This window comes from Microbacterium sp. LMC-P-041, assembly GCF_030209555.1.
Taxonomy (GTDB): domain Bacteria; phylum Actinomycetota; class Actinomycetes; order Actinomycetales; family Microbacteriaceae; genus Microbacterium.
Genome location: NZ_JARVRV010000004.1, coordinates 52,928 through 67,199, shown reverse-complemented (window position 1 = coordinate 67,199; position 14,272 = coordinate 52,928). Strand labels below are relative to the sequence as shown.

The window sequence follows — 14,272 nt, the reverse complement described above, 5'->3', positions numbered from 1 at the left end:
GCCTGCACGGCCAGCGACCGCGTGTTCTCTGCCGTCGATCGCCGCTCGGGCGCTGTCTCGCAGATTCTCCCGACGAATCTGTGACGAATCCCGCTCGGCGCTCGTCCTATCTGTGAGCGACCCACACACGCTCCCGGCGAAGCCACCACGGCCCGGCCGGCACATCGTGAGACGAAGGAATGGTCATGGCAACTCAGGATCAGAACACCCCCACCAGCCCCGCCGACAAGGAGCTCGCTCAGACGTCGACCGCGCCGAAGCCGGCTGCCTCGGGTTCGCGCGTCGACCGCACGTCGGCCTTCTCGACGTCGCGCGTCCCCGCCGACTCGGATGCCGCGGGCAAGACGGTCATCGCCGACGGCGTCGTCGCCAAGGTCGCCGGCATCGCCGCCCGTGAGGTCGCCGGTGTCTACGCGCTCGGTGGTGGCGGAGCACGTGCCTTCGGCGCCATCCGTGACGCCGTCAACGCCACCGACCTGACGCAGGGCGTCAAGGTCGAGGTCGGCGAGACGCAGGCCGCCGCAGACCTGACCATCGTCGTCGAGTACCCCGCCCCGATCCAGGAGGTCGCGAGCAACGTGCGCGCCGCCGTCGCCGGTGCGATCAGCCGCCTGGTCGGTCTCGAGGTCGTCGAGGTCAACGTCGAGGTCAACGACGTGCACGTCCCCGGTGACGACAACCAGGAGAACGAGGAGTCGCGAGTCTCATGACCCCCACCACCACAGGCGCCCTGATCGGCGCACTCCTGGCCCTGGCCGCTCTGCTGTTCGGGTTCTGGGGATTCCTCCTCATGGCCCTGTTCGCCGGCGTCGGAGCCGTCATCGGCCGGATCGCCTCCGGCAAGCTCGACGTCCGCGGTCTCGCCGACGCCTTCACAGGGCGGCGCACCTCCTGATGCGCGTCGACCAGCACCTCGTCGCCGGTGGCGGCCCCGCGCGGGCCGCCACCGCAGAGGCCACCGTCCCTGGGCGCATCGACGTGAAGGAACGCGTCTACCGCACGGTCACCGAGAAGGCGTCCGCAACCCTGATCGGTGTGCCGCGCGGTGACGTGAAGGTCGACGTCGCCGAGCACCCGGGCGGGATCGCCGTGCGCATAGCGACCCCGCTTCCCGTCCCCGATCTCGACGACACCGTCGCGATCTCCCAGAGCGTCCCCGTCCTCGACCGAGCTCGTCAGCTGCAGGAGCAGCTGCAGGAGAGTCTCAGCGGTCTTCTCGGACGTGACGTGACCCGCATCACCCTCACCATCACCGGTGCCACCATCCCAGAGAGGAGACGAGTGCGATGAGCACCCTGGTTCTTCGTCGCGTCGTCCGACGCGAGACGCATTCGCCGCGCACCGTCGCGATGTTCGTCGCGGTCATCCTCCTCATCCTCGCCCTCGCCTACATCGGGCTCGAGATCGTGCTGAGCCTCGCGGCGCAGCCCGCTCTCCTGCTGGGTCCCGCCGCGGCGGGCGGATGGCTGGTCGGCCTGCCCACGGCACAGCCGGCCGGACTCGTGATCGCGGGCAGCGTCGTGCTCGCCCTGATCGGCGTCGTGCTCGTCGTGCTGGCCGTCACTCCGGGTCGCCTGTCACGGCACACCCTCGAGGCGGGCGACAGGGCGGTCGTCGTCGACAACGGCGTGATCGCCAGCGCGCTCGCCCAGCACCTCTCGGAGGAGACGGGCCTGGCTCGCGAGAGCATCACCGTCGGAGTCGGCCACCGCAGTGTCGACGTCACCGTGCGCCCCGGCGCCGGCATCCCCCTCGACAAAGGCGCCGTGCAGTCGGCCACGGAGGCAGAGCTGCAGACCTACCGGCTGACCCGCAGCGTCCGCACCCGCGTGCGCATCGAGCGCCCCCACGAGAAGGAAGACGAGCTGTGAACAACACCAACCGTGCGCTGAACCGCACCCTGCTGCTCATCATCGGTCTGCTCTTCCTCGGACTGGGCGCTCTCGGCATCGCCATCATGAGCTGGCCGACCGCCACCGACATCTGGACGTCGGCCGGCACGGACGCCCGCTCATGGCTCGACCAGGCGATCGCCGCCACGGCCATCGCCGGCGGCAGCCTCTCGTGGATCGGCATCGGCGCAGTGGCCGCGATCGTCATCGTGATCGTGCTGCTGATCGTCGCCCTCACCAGCATCTCGGGCCGCCGGTCGAAGACCGCCTTCCGCTCGAGCGGAGCACAGAACCCGCTCGGACGTGTCACGGTCACCGAGTCGTTCGTGTCGGATGCCGTCAAGAACTCCCTCGCCGGGAGAGCGGAGATCCTGTCGTCGCAGGTCACCGCGAACGACATCCGTCGAGAGCCGGTGCTGCATGTGGCCGTCACGCCCCGGCAGAACACCGATCCGCGTGAGCTGGTCGACCACATCGACAAGCTGCTCACCAACCTCGCCACCCTGACCGGCCGCGAGAGCGCGACCTTCGTCTCGATCCACACCGGCCTCCGGGCGCGGCTCGCGCACGATCAGCGACGTCTGTCGTGAACGTCGGACCTCGCCCCCACCACCCCAGGAAGCAGGACATCACCATGCGAAACAAGATCCTCCTCATCGGCGCCATCGCCTTCGTCGCCTACGTCGTGGGCAGTCGGGCAGCGACCGTGCAGGTGAACAAGGGCGAGTCCGTGCGGCACCAGCTGGTGCGCATGTGGAACGACCCGAAGGCGAAGAAGGAACGCGCCAAGGCAGCCAAGAAGGCGGCGAAGGCGGCCGAGAAGGCACTCGACAAGGTCCGCCGCTGACACCCCTCCACAGACTTATCGTCGGTCGCGACACGCAACGGCGATAAGACGACGGGAATCCTCCCGCCGTCACGATCACCCTCACGAAAGGAGCTCCTCATGGGACTCGATGACAAGATCAAGAACGCCGCTCAGGACATCGCCGGCAAGGCGAAGGAAGCGATCGGCAACGCGACCGACAACGACAAGCTCGCCGCCGAAGGCAAGGCCGACCAGGTCAAGGCCGACGCGAAGAAGGCCGGCGAGAACGTCAAGGACGCATTCAAGAAGTAAGACCCCCGGCGCGGGCGGATGGAGCGGTGTCACGCTCCATCCGCCCGTTGCTGTGCGCGGCGAGGATGCCGTGAGACGATGCCGGGGATGGATGCTGCCGCTGCCCGTTCTGGACTCCGTTGCCGACTCGGAGCGCGCCGAGCTGCGGGTGGTGCATCCCTCGGCCGATGCATCGCGCGAGAGCGGTGACCTGCTCGACCGACTGGACGACGAGTCCACGTGGGACGAGCCGGTCGCGCCCGCGGCGTCGCACGAGGTGACCGGGTGGCCGGGGCGCCTGGCGAGGTGGCGAGCACCGCTGTGGGTGGCCTCCGTGGCAGCGTCGGCCGCGCTCGCGGCGTCGATCGCCTACGCCTTCGCCGTGGTACCGCCCGTGTCGTCGTCTGCGGGTGCGCCGCAGATCGAGACGCTCGAGCTCACGAGATCCGGAATGATCGCGCCGGGGTGGTTCGGCGCGGAGAAGGATGCGGCATCGGCCGAGTTCTCCGGCCTGACGGTCTTCCTGACGCCCGGGTGGTACGCCGACTCGGGAGAGCGTTCGTCGGAGAACGTCTGTCTCAATGTCGTCAGGAACGACCAGCTGCCCGATGTGCGTGACTTCACCGAGACGTCCTGGAGTTTCGAGGGCCAACGGTACGCGGCGTGCGGCGTGGGTGCATTCCCGCCGACCGTCGCGGTGCCGTTCGACTCCGAGACCCCCGACGAGCTCGCCGAGCGCTTCCCGTCAGGCGTGGCGCTGCAGTTCGTGCTCGACGGCGGCCGTGTCGGAGTATTCCTCGACAGCGGCGAGGAGTAGCGGGTCAACGCCGGATCGGCAGCGACAAGTGGACGCCCGCGAGTTCTTCGAGCTGGTCCCATACGCTCTGCGCGAGTTCAGCAGGAGGGGTGTGGGTGCGGGCGAGCGGCTCGACTCGCAGGGGAAGTCCGCGAAGCCGCCCCGCGGGCGCGTAGTACTCGCCGCCCTGCGCGGCGGGATCCGCGAGCGCGCGCACCGCAGCCCAGGCGGCGGTGTCCTTTCCCTGAGCCCAGGGCGTGTAGGGGTTGCGCCGGTACGGGGTCGAGGCGTCGTGGATGCCGGTGCGCTCGGGCGTCTTGGCGTCGACGCCCACTCCGGGACGCACCACGAGCGAGGCGACGGGAAGGTCAGCGGCGCGCAGGCGGCGGTCGAGCTCGAAGGCGAACACCTCGGTCACCGTCTTGGCCTTCGTGTAGGCCGCGATGGCGCTGCGCGGGGTCGCCCTGACGTCATCCACGTCGAGCCGGAACTGCGACACGAAGCCGGTCGACGTGTGCACGATGCCCGGGCTGCGGCCGAGGACTCGGACACGGAAAGCGCTCTGGCCACGTTCCTCGGCGAAGCACTGGCGCTGCAGCTGCAGGATGGCGGCCTTCAGGCAGTACTGCTCTCACCCGACGATGAGGAACAGTCCGTGCGCGACATGAAGATCGAGATCTTCGCCGCATTCGACGGGGTGCTTCAGAGGGCGCGCGACGAGAAGATCATCCGACCCGATCTGTCCATCGTGCAGATCGAGCATCTCGTGTGCGGAATCGAGCACGCGGTGCGCATCGGGGAGGCGGGAGACAGGCAGCTCTTCCTCGACATCATGCTCGCCGGCATCCGTCCGACCGTCTAGACCCGGCCCGCCCCCACCGGAACACCCACCCGCGGCACCGCGGCATATCCCGGGCGCATGAACCACGACGGCAGCGCTCGCCGCAGGTCGCTCGGGCCGGTCGCGGTGGCGTCTTCGGCGAGCAGCAGCGTCGTCCATTCGATGTCCCCGCGCCAGAACCGGGTCAGCGCTCGGAGCGTGCAGCGCACCTCGACCGACACGTCGTACCCGGGGTCGGCGTCGCACACGTCGGCCTCGCCGTCGTGGATCACCAGCCACCACCGGCGCTGCGCCGGACTCGCGTCCGTGAAGTGCAGTGCGATCACCGTGCGCGCATCGGGGACGCTGCCGTGATCGACATTGCGGTGCATGTCCCACAGCAGCAGCTTGGGGTCGAGGTCGGCGTCTCCGAGCTCGCCGATCCAGCGCACCCCCCACGCCGAGAGCTGTTCGACGACCGGACGCAGTTCGGCACCCGCGACGGTGAGCACGTAGCGGACGTCAGCACCCTGGGTGATCCGCTCGATGAGGCCGGCACGCTGCAGCTGGTCGAGTCGATGGGACAGCAGCGTCGGCGACATGCGGGGGAGGCCGCGGCGCAGCTCGTTGAAGTGTTCGGTGCCGAGCAGAAGCTCACGCAGCAGGAGCATCGTCCACCGCTCGTCCAGCAGCTCCATCGCCTTGGCGACGGGGCAGAACTGATAGTAGGGGGCGCCCACGGACCTCACGATAGACCCGGTACAGATCGGATACTAGAGCGGTCTGCGCGGGGTTCGTAGCGTGAGGATCACAAGGCAGAGGAGCCCACCATGAACACCACCACCACCGACCTCCAGGCCGACGCCGACCGCGCGCTGAAGGCGAAGCACAGAGTCGTCTGGGCGCTCGGCGACTATTCGGCCGTCGCGCGCGAAGTGATCCCCGAACTCGGTCGCGTGCTCGTCGCCGAGAGCCGCATCGGGCCGGGCGATCGCGTGCTCGACGTCGCCGCCGGCACCGGCAACGCGTCGATCGAAGCTGCGCGCACCGGCGCATCCGTGGTCGCGAGCGACCTCACGCCCGAGCTGCTCGAGATCGGCAGGCAGGATGCTGCACGGCAGGGCGTCGAACTCGCCTTCGAGGAGGCGGATGCCGAGGCGCTGCCCTATGCAGACGACTCTTTCGATGCCGTGCTCTCGTGCGTCGGCGTCATGTTCGCGCCGCATCACGAGGTGGCGGCCGGCGAGCTGACGCGGGTGGTGCGCGCCGATGGACGGCTGGCGTTGATCAACTGGACGCCCGAGGGGTTCGTCGGACAGTTGTTCGCCACGCTCAAGCAGTTCGTCCCCGCGCCGCCTGCCGGTGTGCAGCCGCCGCCGCTCTGGGGTGACGAGGAGCACGTGCGCGCCCTCCTCGGAGACCGCGTAGCCGAGCTGTCGACGCAGCGTCGGCAGCTGTCGGTCGACAGGTTCGCGTCGGGTGCGGAGTTCCGGGACTTCTTCCGGGACTTCTACGGCCCGACCGCGGCGGCGTACCGAGGTATCGGCGACGACCAACAGCGGCGAGCAGAGCTGGATGATGCGCTCGCCGACCTCGGCGATCGTCACCTCGAGGACGGTCGGATGCCGTGGGAGTACCTGCTCGTGACGGCCCGCGTCGTCTAGAGCGGCGCCGTCGGGGCGTTCGACGCACGAAGGGGCCGACCGGGCATCGCCGGTCGGCCCCTCTCTGTGCGGTCGTCAGCTGATCGCGGCGCGCAGCTCGGCGGCGGCGTCTCCGACGTTCTCGGCGCTGTAGATCGCGCTGCCCGCGACGGCGACCTGCGCCCCGGATGCCTGGACGGCGGCGATGCTCGAGGCGTTGACGCCGCCCGCGACGGAGAAGGCGACGCCGGATGCGGTGCCGTCGGTGAGCAGGCTGTCGAGCGAGTAGCCGTCCTGCGCCTGCTCGTCGAGACCCGCGTGCATCTCGACGAACTCGGCACCGAGGCCGATGACCTGCTGCGCGCGGGCGGGCTTGTCGGCGACGCCGATCAGATCCACGACGATGCCCTTGCCGTGCTTCTTCGCGGCCTTCACCGCGCCGGTGATCGTGCTGTCGTCGGCCACGCCGAGCACCGTCACGAGATCCGCCCCCGCGCCGAAGGCGATGTCGGCCTCGAGTTCACCGGCATCCATGGTCTTGAGGTCGGCGAAGATCACCTTGTCGGGGTGGGCGCTCTTCAGGGCGGTGATCGCCGAGAGGCCTTCGCTCTTGATCAGCGGGGTGCCGAGCTCGAGGATGTCGACGTGCGCGGCCGCGGCGGCGGCGAGCTCGAGGGCTTTCTCGGTGCTGAGCGTGTCGATGGCGAACTGCAGTTTCATGGGTGTTCCGTTCGTTCTGCGGGGTGGATGGTGGGGCGGCAGCCGCTCATTCGAGGTTCGCGTGGCGCGGCCAGAGGTCGTCGGCGCTGGTGCCCTGGCGCTGCCAGAGGGCGTGGAAGAGCCCGTCGCCGATGACGACGACCGCCTGCTCGAACAGGCTCGCGGCGTACTGGTGCGAGGCATCGGCCGTGCGGTCCAGCTTCTGGGCGGCAGGCACCCGCACGACGACGTCGGCGAGCTCTGACAGGGGCGACGTCGCTGCGGTCGTGAGCGCGCCGATGCGCGCCCCGACCGACGAGGCGCGCTGCGCGGCTCGCACGATCGATTCCGTCGTTCCCGACCCGCTCGCCGTCAGCAGCAGGTCGTCGGCCTCGATTGCCGGAGTGGTGGTGTCGCCCACCACATGCACGTCGAGTCCCAGGTGCATGAGGCGCATCGCGGTCATTCGCAGGGCGAGCCCTGAGCGGCCGGCTCCGAGCACGAAGACGCGCCGGGCATCTACGACGAGGTCTGCCAGATCGATGAGCTGATGCGCGTTCGCGACGCTCGTGCGCTCCGCGACGCGGAGCAGCTCGTTGGCGATGAGGGAGATGGCGGCGCCGGGCGACATCGTGGCGGTGAGAGGCATGTCTCCACTCTTGCGATCGCGCGACCTTCGGGCGCTCCCGCCTCGGGACCGTTCCACCTACCCGAAGGGAGAGGGGCGAATAGAGTAGGTGATCATGAGCATCGAAGAGCATGCTGGGCCGGCGGGATCACGCCGACTGGCCGCAGACCACGCGCTCGCCCTCGCCGAGCAGCGGGACCGCTACGCCCTCACCCTCGAATCCCTGCTCGCGACGCTGCGCTCGCAGCGGCTCGACGACCGGGCGGCACGCACGATCGCGGTCGATGTCGCGGCCGGTGCACTGGTCGGACTGCGGACGCACAACGATGAGCAGGGAGCAGGACTCGAGCCGGTGACGGGCGCCTTCGAGCGTCTGCGCGGCGATCTGCGCCCGCTCGTGCGATACAGCGAACTCGACGTGCAGTTCGTCGAGCCCCCGGCCAACGGTCGCGCGCTCCCCGGGGTGATCGCCCACTCTGCGCGCTCGATCGTGAGAAGCACCGTGCTGGCGATCGTCGACCGCGGAGAGACGCGACGCGTGCGCATCCAATGGGACTGCGACGGATTGAACCTGCTGATCGCGATCCGCGACGACGGCCGAGGAGACCTGACGACGCACGACGACGCACTTCGCCCGATCGCCGAGCAGGTCTCTGCACTGTCAGGCGACCTGTCGGTGGCCTCGACACCCGGATGGGGGTCGGAGGTCGGCATCCGCCTTCCTCTCGATCCACCGGCCGAGCCGGGCGATCTGCCGGATGCGATCGACGCCAGCCCGCGAGAGCGCGATGTGCTGCGACTGGTGTCGGCGGGGCGCCGCAACCGCGAGATCGCCGAGACGCTGAACGTGAGCGAGAACACGGTGAAGTTCCACGTGTCGAACCTGCTGCGCAAATCCGGGGCGGCGTCACGCGCCGAGCTCGCGGCCATCGTGCGCGGCTGACCACCCCTTCGGGTGGGGCTGTGCCTGCTCGGAAGGATAGGTGGGGAAGTCGTCGGTCCGATGCCTCTTGACTCCGGCGCTCAGCGCTCTACCCTGGCAGGCATGTGCCGCAACATCGTTCCTCTGAACAACCTCGCCCCACCGGCCACCGATGACGAATGCCATGAGGCCGCAGTGCAGTTCGTGCGCAAGATCTCGGGTGCCAACGCCCCCTCCCGCGCCAACAGGGAGGTGTTCGACCGTGCTGTCGCTGAGATCGAGAAGTCGGTGCGACATCTGCTCGATGACCTCGTCACGACCGCACCCCCGAAGGACCGCGACGAGCAGCGCGAGAAGCGACAGGCTCGCTCAGCCGAGCGGTACGAGGCGATCCGGGTCTTCCAAGAGGCCAAGCGCGCGGCGAAGGCGGCAGCGGACTGAGCCCTCGCTAGTCTTCGCGGAACACGGCATCGACCGCCATCGTGAGCGTGTTCGTCTCGGATTCGAGGATCGACTCGTCCGAGGGGAGCGCCCGTTCGAGGGCCAGGCCGGCGAGGACGGAGTTGAGGAAACGCGCGCGCGTGGCGTTGTCTCCGGCCGGGAGCGAGCCTTCGTCTTCGAGGACGGACAGCCAGTGCTCGACCCTCCGCTGCCCTTCGCGCTCGATGGCCAGGTAGGCATCACGGAGTTCGTCCGTGAGCTCGGGTTCGATGAAGGTCCGGTGCAGGATCGTGGCTGCCTCGCGTGCCTGCGCCCCGACGCCTGACGGAGCGAGCACCTGCCTCAGACATGCGAGGAGCCGCCCCTTCGCCGTCAGCGACTCGTCATGGATCGGGTCGTCCGGTGCGATCACCTCGTAGACCACGCGGAGGACCTCGTCGAGCAGCGCCCGCTGCGTCGGGAAATGGAACCGCAACGACCCGGTGCTCACACCGGCCCGCGCTGCGACCGCGCGGACGCTGAGCTTCGCGCCGCGTGATTCGCCGAACATCGTGAGTGCCGCGTGCAGGATGCGGTCCTTCGTCGGCAGCATGCTCGGGTCGGCGGTCATCATCCCATTCTCCACGACCCCCGGTGACACAGTGTGTTAGCGTGGCGTGCGTCCCTTACTAACACACCGTGTTAGTCCATCGACGGGAGCACCCATGACACTCATCCGCAGGCCTTTCCAGATCATCCGCTCGAACCTCCGCGTCTACGCGCTTCTCAATGCGCTCGCCTACGGCACCTTCGCGATCGGATTCATCCTCGGGCTGCTCTTCCCCGACCTGGTCGCCGGCCGCGCCCAGGCGCTGGAGGACGACGGCACAGCGAGCCTCGTCACCTCTCTGCTCAGCAGCCCCTGGCTCTTCGCGCTGACGATCCTGGCGGTCAACACCCTGCGGCTCGGCGCCCTCACGATCCTGCTGCCCTCGCTCGTCGTGCCGTTCCTCGGACTCGCGACGTTCGCGGTCTGGTCGGTGACGACCGGAGTGACCCTCGTGCCGACGACGCCGGAGGGGTGGGTCGCGCTGATCCCGCATTCGCTGACTCTCGTGATCGAGCTGCAGGCCTACATCCTTCTGCTGCTGGGCGCGTTCCTGCTGGGCCGGTACTGGGTTCGCCCACAGGCGATCGGTGCGCGGAATCGACGCGCGGCCTACCTGCGCGGACTCCAGCACATCGGCTGGCTGAGCCTGCCCGCCCTCGCGCTGCTCATCATCGGGGCGCTCTACGAGGCCTTCTCGTTGCTCTACTTCGTGTATCCGTTGCAGCAGTGGCTGCTCGGATAGCCGGAACGGAGATCGACACGGCGATCTGAGAAATCTTCATCCAGGTGCATCCAAACCCGGCGCTCCCGGAGAACAACTCCTATGAAGGGCCGCACAGGGCGGTCCGGGTACAGGAGGAACAGATGCGCAAGACAGTCGCCGCCGGCCTCGCCGTCGGAATGATCACCGCTCTCGGTCTGGCCGTGCCGGCCGGCGCCGCCACCACCCAGGCCGCACAGCTCTCGGTGCTGCACGCGATCCCCGACACCCCCGTCGACGTGTACGTGAACGGCGAGCTCACCCTCGACGACTTCGCGCCGGGAGACCTCGCCGGACCGCTCGAGCTGCCCGCCGGTTCGTACGAGGTGGCGCTCACCGCTCCCGATGCCGCCGACGCCAGCGCGCCCATCCTCGGCCCGGCGACCCTCGCTCTCGAAGCGGGCGGGAACTACACCGCCGTAGCCCACCTGACCGAAGCGGGCGAACCCGGTCTCAACCTCTTCACCAACGACATCTCGCAGACGGCTCCCGGCCAGGGGCGACTCACCGTGCGTCACACCGCCGCGGCGCCCGCGGTCGACATCCTCGCGGGCGGATCGCCCGTGATCGAGAACCTCACGAACCCGAACGAGGCCAAGCTCGACCTCCCCGCGGGCACCGTGTCGGCCGCCGTCGCTCTGACCGGCACGACCGACCCGGTCATCGGTCCGGCAGACGTCGCGATCGAAGAGGGCGTCAACACGATCGTCTACGCGTGGGGCAGTGCCGAAGACGGCAACCTCGCGATCGCCGCTCAGACGATCTCGGGACTCCACTCGAACCCCGACGGAGTGCCCTCCGGCACCGCGGGCTACCTCGCTGAGCAGGATGCCTCGGCGAACGCCCTCCTCTCGGCGGGTCTCGTCGCCCTCGCGATCGCGACCGCCGTGGGTGCGGGCCTGATCGTCCGTCGCCGCCAGACGGTGCGCTGATGCTCCGAGGCACGCTGCGGACGGCCCGTCTGCGCCGCGTCATCATGACGCTCGGCGCCCTGGTCACCGCGGCGTGCCTCGTGGCATGCACACCGGGAGGGGCGGGCGCGGATCTCCCTCCTTCCACGGAGTCGCCCCCCACGACTCCATCGCCCGTCCCTCCCACTCCCGCGAGAGACGTCGCCGTGCGGCCGGGTGCTCTCCCCACCCCGACCGCATCCGTCGCTCCCGTGGGTCTGGCCATCCCGTCGCTCGCCATCGACATGCCGGTGACGGACGTCGGGGTGGCCGACTCCGGACAGATGGAACTGCCCGTCGACCCGGCCATCGCCGGCTGGTATCGATACGGAGCGGATGCCACGAGCACGAGCGGCCGGATTCTGATCGCAGCGCACGTCGACGCGATCGATTATCCGATCGGACCGCTCGCTCGCCTGCGGGACGTGCCCGCCGGCGAGACCATCCTCATCACGGCGGCCGACGGCACCAGCCGCGAGTTCGTGGTGCAGTCGCTGACCTACTACGAGAAGGCGGCACTGCCGACCGACGAGCTCTTCCAGCGTGGTGGCCCCTCGGCCCTTGTGCTGGTCACGTGCGGCGGACCTTTCGACAGCCAGACCGGGCACTACCGCGATAACGTGGTCGCGGTGGCGGTCCCGCGATGAGGCGGGGTGATCACCATGGAGAGGAGACTCCGGGTGGATGAGACCACCGAAGCCGAAGCGGCGCTCGACCGGCGCTTCGTCGCGGGCGACGAGCAGGCGCTCGCGGAGCTCTACCGGCGGTGGTCGCCGGTCGTCTTCACCCTGGCGCTGCGCTCGCTCGGCGATCGGGGGGATGCCGAGGACGTCACCCAGCGCACCTTCGTGTCGGCGTGGAACTCGCGTGCCGGATACGACTCGTCGAAGGCGCGACTGTCAACCTGGCTGATCACGATCGCGCGGCGCCGGATCGCCGACACGTTCGAGGCGCGCGCCAAGGTGCAGCAGCTGCAGGCCGAGATGGAACGACTCACTCCGCCCGACGCCCTCGTCTCCGAATCGATCGATCTGTCCGAGACGCTGCTGCTCTCGAGCGAGCTCCAGCAGCTCGCGCCGGATGCACAGGCCGTCATGCGACTGGCCTTCTACGATGACCTGACCCACGAAGAGATCTCACGCAGAATGGGGATGCCGCTCGGCACCGTGAAGAGCCATATCCGCCGAAGCCTTGCCCGCATGCGCGACCGATTGGAGGTGAACCGTGTCACATCTCGATGACGAGAAGATCGCCCTGATCGCGATGGGCGAACCGGCCGGATCCGACGCCGACATGGAACACCTCGTCGAGTGCGAGAACTGTGCCGCCGAGGTCGCTGCGATGTCGCGGGTGGCGCTCGTGGCGCGCTCCAGCGTCGTCGAGGGCGACCTGGAATCCCCGCCCGCCGACGTCTGGTCGAGGATCCACGGCGAACTCGGGCTGACCTCGGCGGTTGCTGCCGACCCGGCATCCGACGTCCACCCGCCGGAGTCGGAGTCCGCGTCGGCACCGGCTGCATCGGCACCGTTCCCGGCGGCCGGTCCGGCGACAGCGATTGAGGCGGATGCTGCGGAGGCGGTTGCGCCGCGACACCGGTCTCGTGTCCGTCCACGCCGCCGCTCGTCGGCCACCATGTGGATCCTCGCCGCGTCGATGGCGCTCGTCGTCGCGATCGGCGCCGGAGTCTGGATCGCCCGCACCCTCACGCCCTCCTCTGCCGTGATCGCCTCGGCCGAGCTCGCCGCGTTCCCCGACCACCCCGATGCGGAGGGACAGGCCCGGATCGACGACGACGGCGACGGCCGGCGCACGTTGACGGTGACCCTCGACGGCGACGAGCTCGTCGCCGGCGACTACCGCGAGGTGTGGCTGATCCGCGAGGACGGACAGGCGCTGATCAGCCTCGGGGTGCTCGACGACTCGTCGGGCACGTTCCGCGTCCCCGACAGTGTGGACCTCGACGAGTACCGCCTGGTCGACATCTCCTTCGAGCCGGTCGACGGCGATCCTGCGCACTCGGGCGACTCGATCGTGCGCGGCGAGCTCGACTTCGCGTGAGAGGCGCTCGCGAGCGCCCCTCGCGCGACGGCGCTCTTACGCCGCGTGCTCGCGGACCACGGGCCGCGTGAGCCGCGGGATCAGCGAGGGCGTGCTCTCGCGGTACTCGATGTAGTCGGCGCGGTCGCCCCACTTCTTCTCGGCGCGGGCCTCGAGCAGCGGGATGCCGCTCACGCGCGTGAGCAGCAGGATGACGAAGAGCGGCGAGAGGATCGCGACCCACTGCCACCCGGCGAGCACGGGTGCGGCGGTGAGGAAGACGCCGACCCAGATCACGATCTCGCCGAAGTAGTTGGGGTGGCGCGAACGCGACCACAGTCCGGTGCGGATGAACTCGTCCTTGTGACGCGGGTCGGCGCGGAAAGCGGACTTCTGCGCGTCGGCGACGATCTCGACGGTCATCCCGGCCACCCACACGATGATGCCCACGACGGTCAGCCATCCGATGGGCGCTCGCGAGGCGGCATCCGTGCTGATCGCGATCCACGCCGCTGCCGCCGTGATCGACACCCACGCGCCCTGGATCACCCACACCTGCAGGAAGCGCACCGGCGATCCCTTGATCTCGTCGAAGCGGCCGTCGGATCCGGCCTTGTGCACGCGCATCGCGAGGAACGATCCGAGGCGTGCCGCCCACAGGATCACCATCGCCGCGAGAATCCAGCTGCGGGCATCGGGCATGGGCGTCATCAGCACGAGGGCCACGGAGATGGCGAGGAAGGTGAGGCTGCCGGTGAGGTCGAAGAACCGCTCGGTGCGCAGCAGCATCGCGGGGATGAAGGCGAGGATCTGGATCGCGAAGGCCGCGGCGACGGCGATGGCGAACAGCGGGATGCCGCCGACGGTCGCGCCGCCCTGGCTGCCGGCGAGTGCGACGAGGGCGCCGATGACGAGGGCGACGATGATCGCGATCAGCGAGGACCGGGATGACTTCGGTGCGGAGGAAGTGGGGGAGGACATGGTGTTCTTTCCGGT

23 protein-coding genes are annotated in these 14,272 nt (G+C 69.3%); 17 read left to right on the top strand and 6 right to left on the bottom strand.

Translation table 11 applies throughout. The features are described from left to right. Positions 1-185: 185 nt before the first annotated feature. The 8 genes from QRN21_RS06715 (at position 186) to QRN21_RS06680 (ending at position 3,808) form a co-directional block, all read left to right on the top strand. A complete protein-coding gene (locus tag QRN21_RS06715) occupies positions 186-710 on the top strand; it encodes an Asp23/Gls24 family envelope stress response protein (protein WP_053099288.1) in 525 nt (174 codons plus the stop codon). Then, positions 707-895, top strand: a complete 189-nt coding sequence (locus QRN21_RS06710; RefSeq protein WP_053098100.1) for a DUF2273 domain-containing protein — start codon at positions 707-709, stop codon at positions 893-895. Before QRN21_RS06715 ends, QRN21_RS06710 begins: the two co-directional genes overlap by 4 nt. Further along, the gene (locus tag QRN21_RS06705; RefSeq protein ID WP_056275353.1) at positions 895-1,290 is read left to right on the top strand and encodes a hypothetical protein; all 396 of its coding nucleotides are present in this window, start codon (positions 895-897) and stop codon (positions 1,288-1,290) included. Before QRN21_RS06710 ends, QRN21_RS06705 begins: the two co-directional genes overlap by 1 nt. Further along, positions 1,287-1,871, top strand: coding sequence for a DUF6286 domain-containing protein (locus tag QRN21_RS06700; protein WP_285363481.1), 585 nt, complete (start codon positions 1,287-1,289; stop codon positions 1,869-1,871). Before QRN21_RS06705 ends, QRN21_RS06700 begins: the two co-directional genes overlap by 4 nt. Beyond that, positions 1,868-2,482 (top strand): hypothetical protein, encoded by a 615-nt coding sequence (locus QRN21_RS06695; RefSeq protein WP_056275349.1) that lies wholly within the window; start codon positions 1,868-1,870, stop codon positions 2,480-2,482. Before QRN21_RS06700 ends, QRN21_RS06695 begins: the two co-directional genes overlap by 4 nt. Positions 2,483-2,526: 44 nt before the next feature. Then, positions 2,527-2,739 carry a hypothetical protein gene (locus QRN21_RS06690; RefSeq protein ID WP_053098096.1) on the top strand — a complete coding sequence of 71 codons (213 nt, stop codon included), beginning with the start codon at positions 2,527-2,529 and terminating at the stop codon, positions 2,737-2,739. Positions 2,740-2,838: 99 nt separating this feature from the next. Further along, a complete protein-coding gene (locus QRN21_RS06685) occupies positions 2,839-3,012 on the top strand; it encodes a CsbD family protein (protein ID WP_053098095.1) in 174 nt (57 codons plus the stop codon). A gap of 91 nt (positions 3,013-3,103) precedes the next feature. Continuing rightward, positions 3,104-3,808 (top strand): hypothetical protein, encoded by a 705-nt coding sequence (locus QRN21_RS06680; RefSeq protein ID WP_285363480.1) that lies wholly within the window; start codon positions 3,104-3,106, stop codon positions 3,806-3,808. Between the two features lie 4 nt (positions 3,809-3,812). Here the strand turns inward: QRN21_RS06680 and QRN21_RS06675 are convergent, their stop codons facing one another. Beyond that, positions 3,813-4,307 carry an SDR family NAD(P)-dependent oxidoreductase gene (locus QRN21_RS06675; RefSeq protein ID WP_285363479.1) on the bottom strand — a complete coding sequence of 165 codons (495 nt, stop codon included), beginning with the start codon at positions 4,305-4,307 and terminating at the stop codon, positions 3,813-3,815. Here QRN21_RS06675 and QRN21_RS06670 point away from each other — a divergent pair. Beyond that, positions 4,302-4,649, top strand: a complete 348-nt coding sequence (locus QRN21_RS06670; protein WP_285363478.1) for an SbtR family transcriptional regulator — start codon at positions 4,302-4,304, stop codon at positions 4,647-4,649. The genes QRN21_RS06675 and QRN21_RS06670 overlap by 6 nt on opposite strands. Here QRN21_RS06670 and QRN21_RS06665 read toward each other — a convergent pair. Next, a complete protein-coding gene (locus QRN21_RS06665) occupies positions 4,646-5,347 on the bottom strand; it encodes a winged helix-turn-helix transcriptional regulator (protein WP_285363477.1) in 702 nt (233 codons plus the stop codon). The genes QRN21_RS06670 and QRN21_RS06665 overlap by 4 nt on opposite strands. A gap of 90 nt (positions 5,348-5,437) precedes the next feature. Here QRN21_RS06665 and QRN21_RS06660 point away from each other — a divergent pair, with 90 nt between their 5' ends. After that, the gene (locus QRN21_RS06660) at positions 5,438-6,271 is read left to right on the top strand and encodes a class I SAM-dependent methyltransferase (protein WP_285363476.1); all 834 of its coding nucleotides are present in this window, start codon (positions 5,438-5,440) and stop codon (positions 6,269-6,271) included. Positions 6,272-6,346: 75 nt separating this feature from the next. Here QRN21_RS06660 and hxlA read toward each other — a convergent pair whose 3' ends face one another. Together hxlA and hxlB are read right to left on the bottom strand one after the other, a co-directional pair. Further along, a complete protein-coding gene (gene hxlA / locus QRN21_RS06655) occupies positions 6,347-6,970 on the bottom strand; it encodes a 3-hexulose-6-phosphate synthase (protein WP_053098088.1) in 624 nt (207 codons plus the stop codon). A 46-nt stretch (positions 6,971-7,016) separates the two neighbouring features. After that, positions 7,017-7,598 (bottom strand): 6-phospho-3-hexuloisomerase, encoded by a 582-nt coding sequence (gene hxlB, locus QRN21_RS06650; protein WP_053098087.1) that lies wholly within the window; start codon positions 7,596-7,598, stop codon positions 7,017-7,019. A gap of 94 nt (positions 7,599-7,692) precedes the next feature. On the opposite strand from hxlB, the gene QRN21_RS06645 reads away from it, so the two are divergent. Together QRN21_RS06645 and QRN21_RS06640 are read left to right on the top strand one after the other, a co-directional pair. Beyond that, positions 7,693-8,520, top strand: coding sequence for a helix-turn-helix transcriptional regulator (locus tag QRN21_RS06645; protein ID WP_053099285.1), 828 nt, complete (start codon positions 7,693-7,695; stop codon positions 8,518-8,520). Between the two features lie 102 nt (positions 8,521-8,622). After that, positions 8,623-8,940, top strand: coding sequence for a DUF2277 domain-containing protein (locus QRN21_RS06640; RefSeq protein WP_053098085.1), 318 nt, complete (start codon positions 8,623-8,625; stop codon positions 8,938-8,940). A 7-nt stretch (positions 8,941-8,947) separates the two neighbouring features. Here the strand turns inward: QRN21_RS06640 and QRN21_RS06635 are convergent, their stop codons facing one another. After that, positions 8,948-9,550 carry a TetR/AcrR family transcriptional regulator gene (locus QRN21_RS06635; RefSeq protein WP_285363475.1) on the bottom strand — a complete coding sequence of 201 codons (603 nt, stop codon included), beginning with the start codon at positions 9,548-9,550 and terminating at the stop codon, positions 8,948-8,950. Positions 9,551-9,644: 94 nt separating this feature from the next. Here QRN21_RS06635 and QRN21_RS06630 point away from each other — a divergent pair, with 94 nt between their 5' ends. The 5 genes from QRN21_RS06630 (at position 9,645) to QRN21_RS06610 (ending at position 13,297) form a co-directional block, all read left to right on the top strand. After that, the gene (locus QRN21_RS06630) at positions 9,645-10,271 is read left to right on the top strand and encodes a stage II sporulation protein M (RefSeq protein WP_157557453.1); all 627 of its coding nucleotides are present in this window, start codon (positions 9,645-9,647) and stop codon (positions 10,269-10,271) included. A 122-nt stretch (positions 10,272-10,393) separates the two neighbouring features. Continuing rightward, positions 10,394-11,221 carry a DUF4397 domain-containing protein gene (locus QRN21_RS06625; RefSeq protein ID WP_285363474.1) on the top strand — a complete coding sequence of 276 codons (828 nt, stop codon included), beginning with the start codon at positions 10,394-10,396 and terminating at the stop codon, positions 11,219-11,221. Beyond that, on the top strand, positions 11,221-11,886 hold the full coding sequence (locus QRN21_RS06620) for a class F sortase (protein ID WP_285363473.1): 666 nt from the start codon (positions 11,221-11,223) through the stop codon (positions 11,884-11,886). The genes QRN21_RS06625 and QRN21_RS06620 overlap by 1 nt, the downstream gene beginning before the upstream one ends. 33 nt (positions 11,887-11,919) lie before the next feature. After that, positions 11,920-12,480, top strand: a complete 561-nt coding sequence (locus tag QRN21_RS06615; protein ID WP_150115128.1) for an RNA polymerase sigma factor — start codon at positions 11,920-11,922, stop codon at positions 12,478-12,480. Next, positions 12,464-13,297 (top strand): anti-sigma factor, encoded by an 834-nt coding sequence (locus QRN21_RS06610; protein WP_285363472.1) that lies wholly within the window; start codon positions 12,464-12,466, stop codon positions 13,295-13,297. Before QRN21_RS06615 ends, QRN21_RS06610 begins: the two co-directional genes overlap by 17 nt. A 36-nt stretch (positions 13,298-13,333) precedes the next feature. Here QRN21_RS06610 and QRN21_RS06605 read toward each other — a convergent pair whose 3' ends face one another. Next, complete coding sequence (locus QRN21_RS06605) at positions 13,334-14,257, bottom strand: DUF1295 domain-containing protein (protein WP_285363471.1); 924 nt, start codon at positions 14,255-14,257, stop codon at positions 13,334-13,336. Positions 14,258-14,272: the final 15 nt, after the last annotated feature.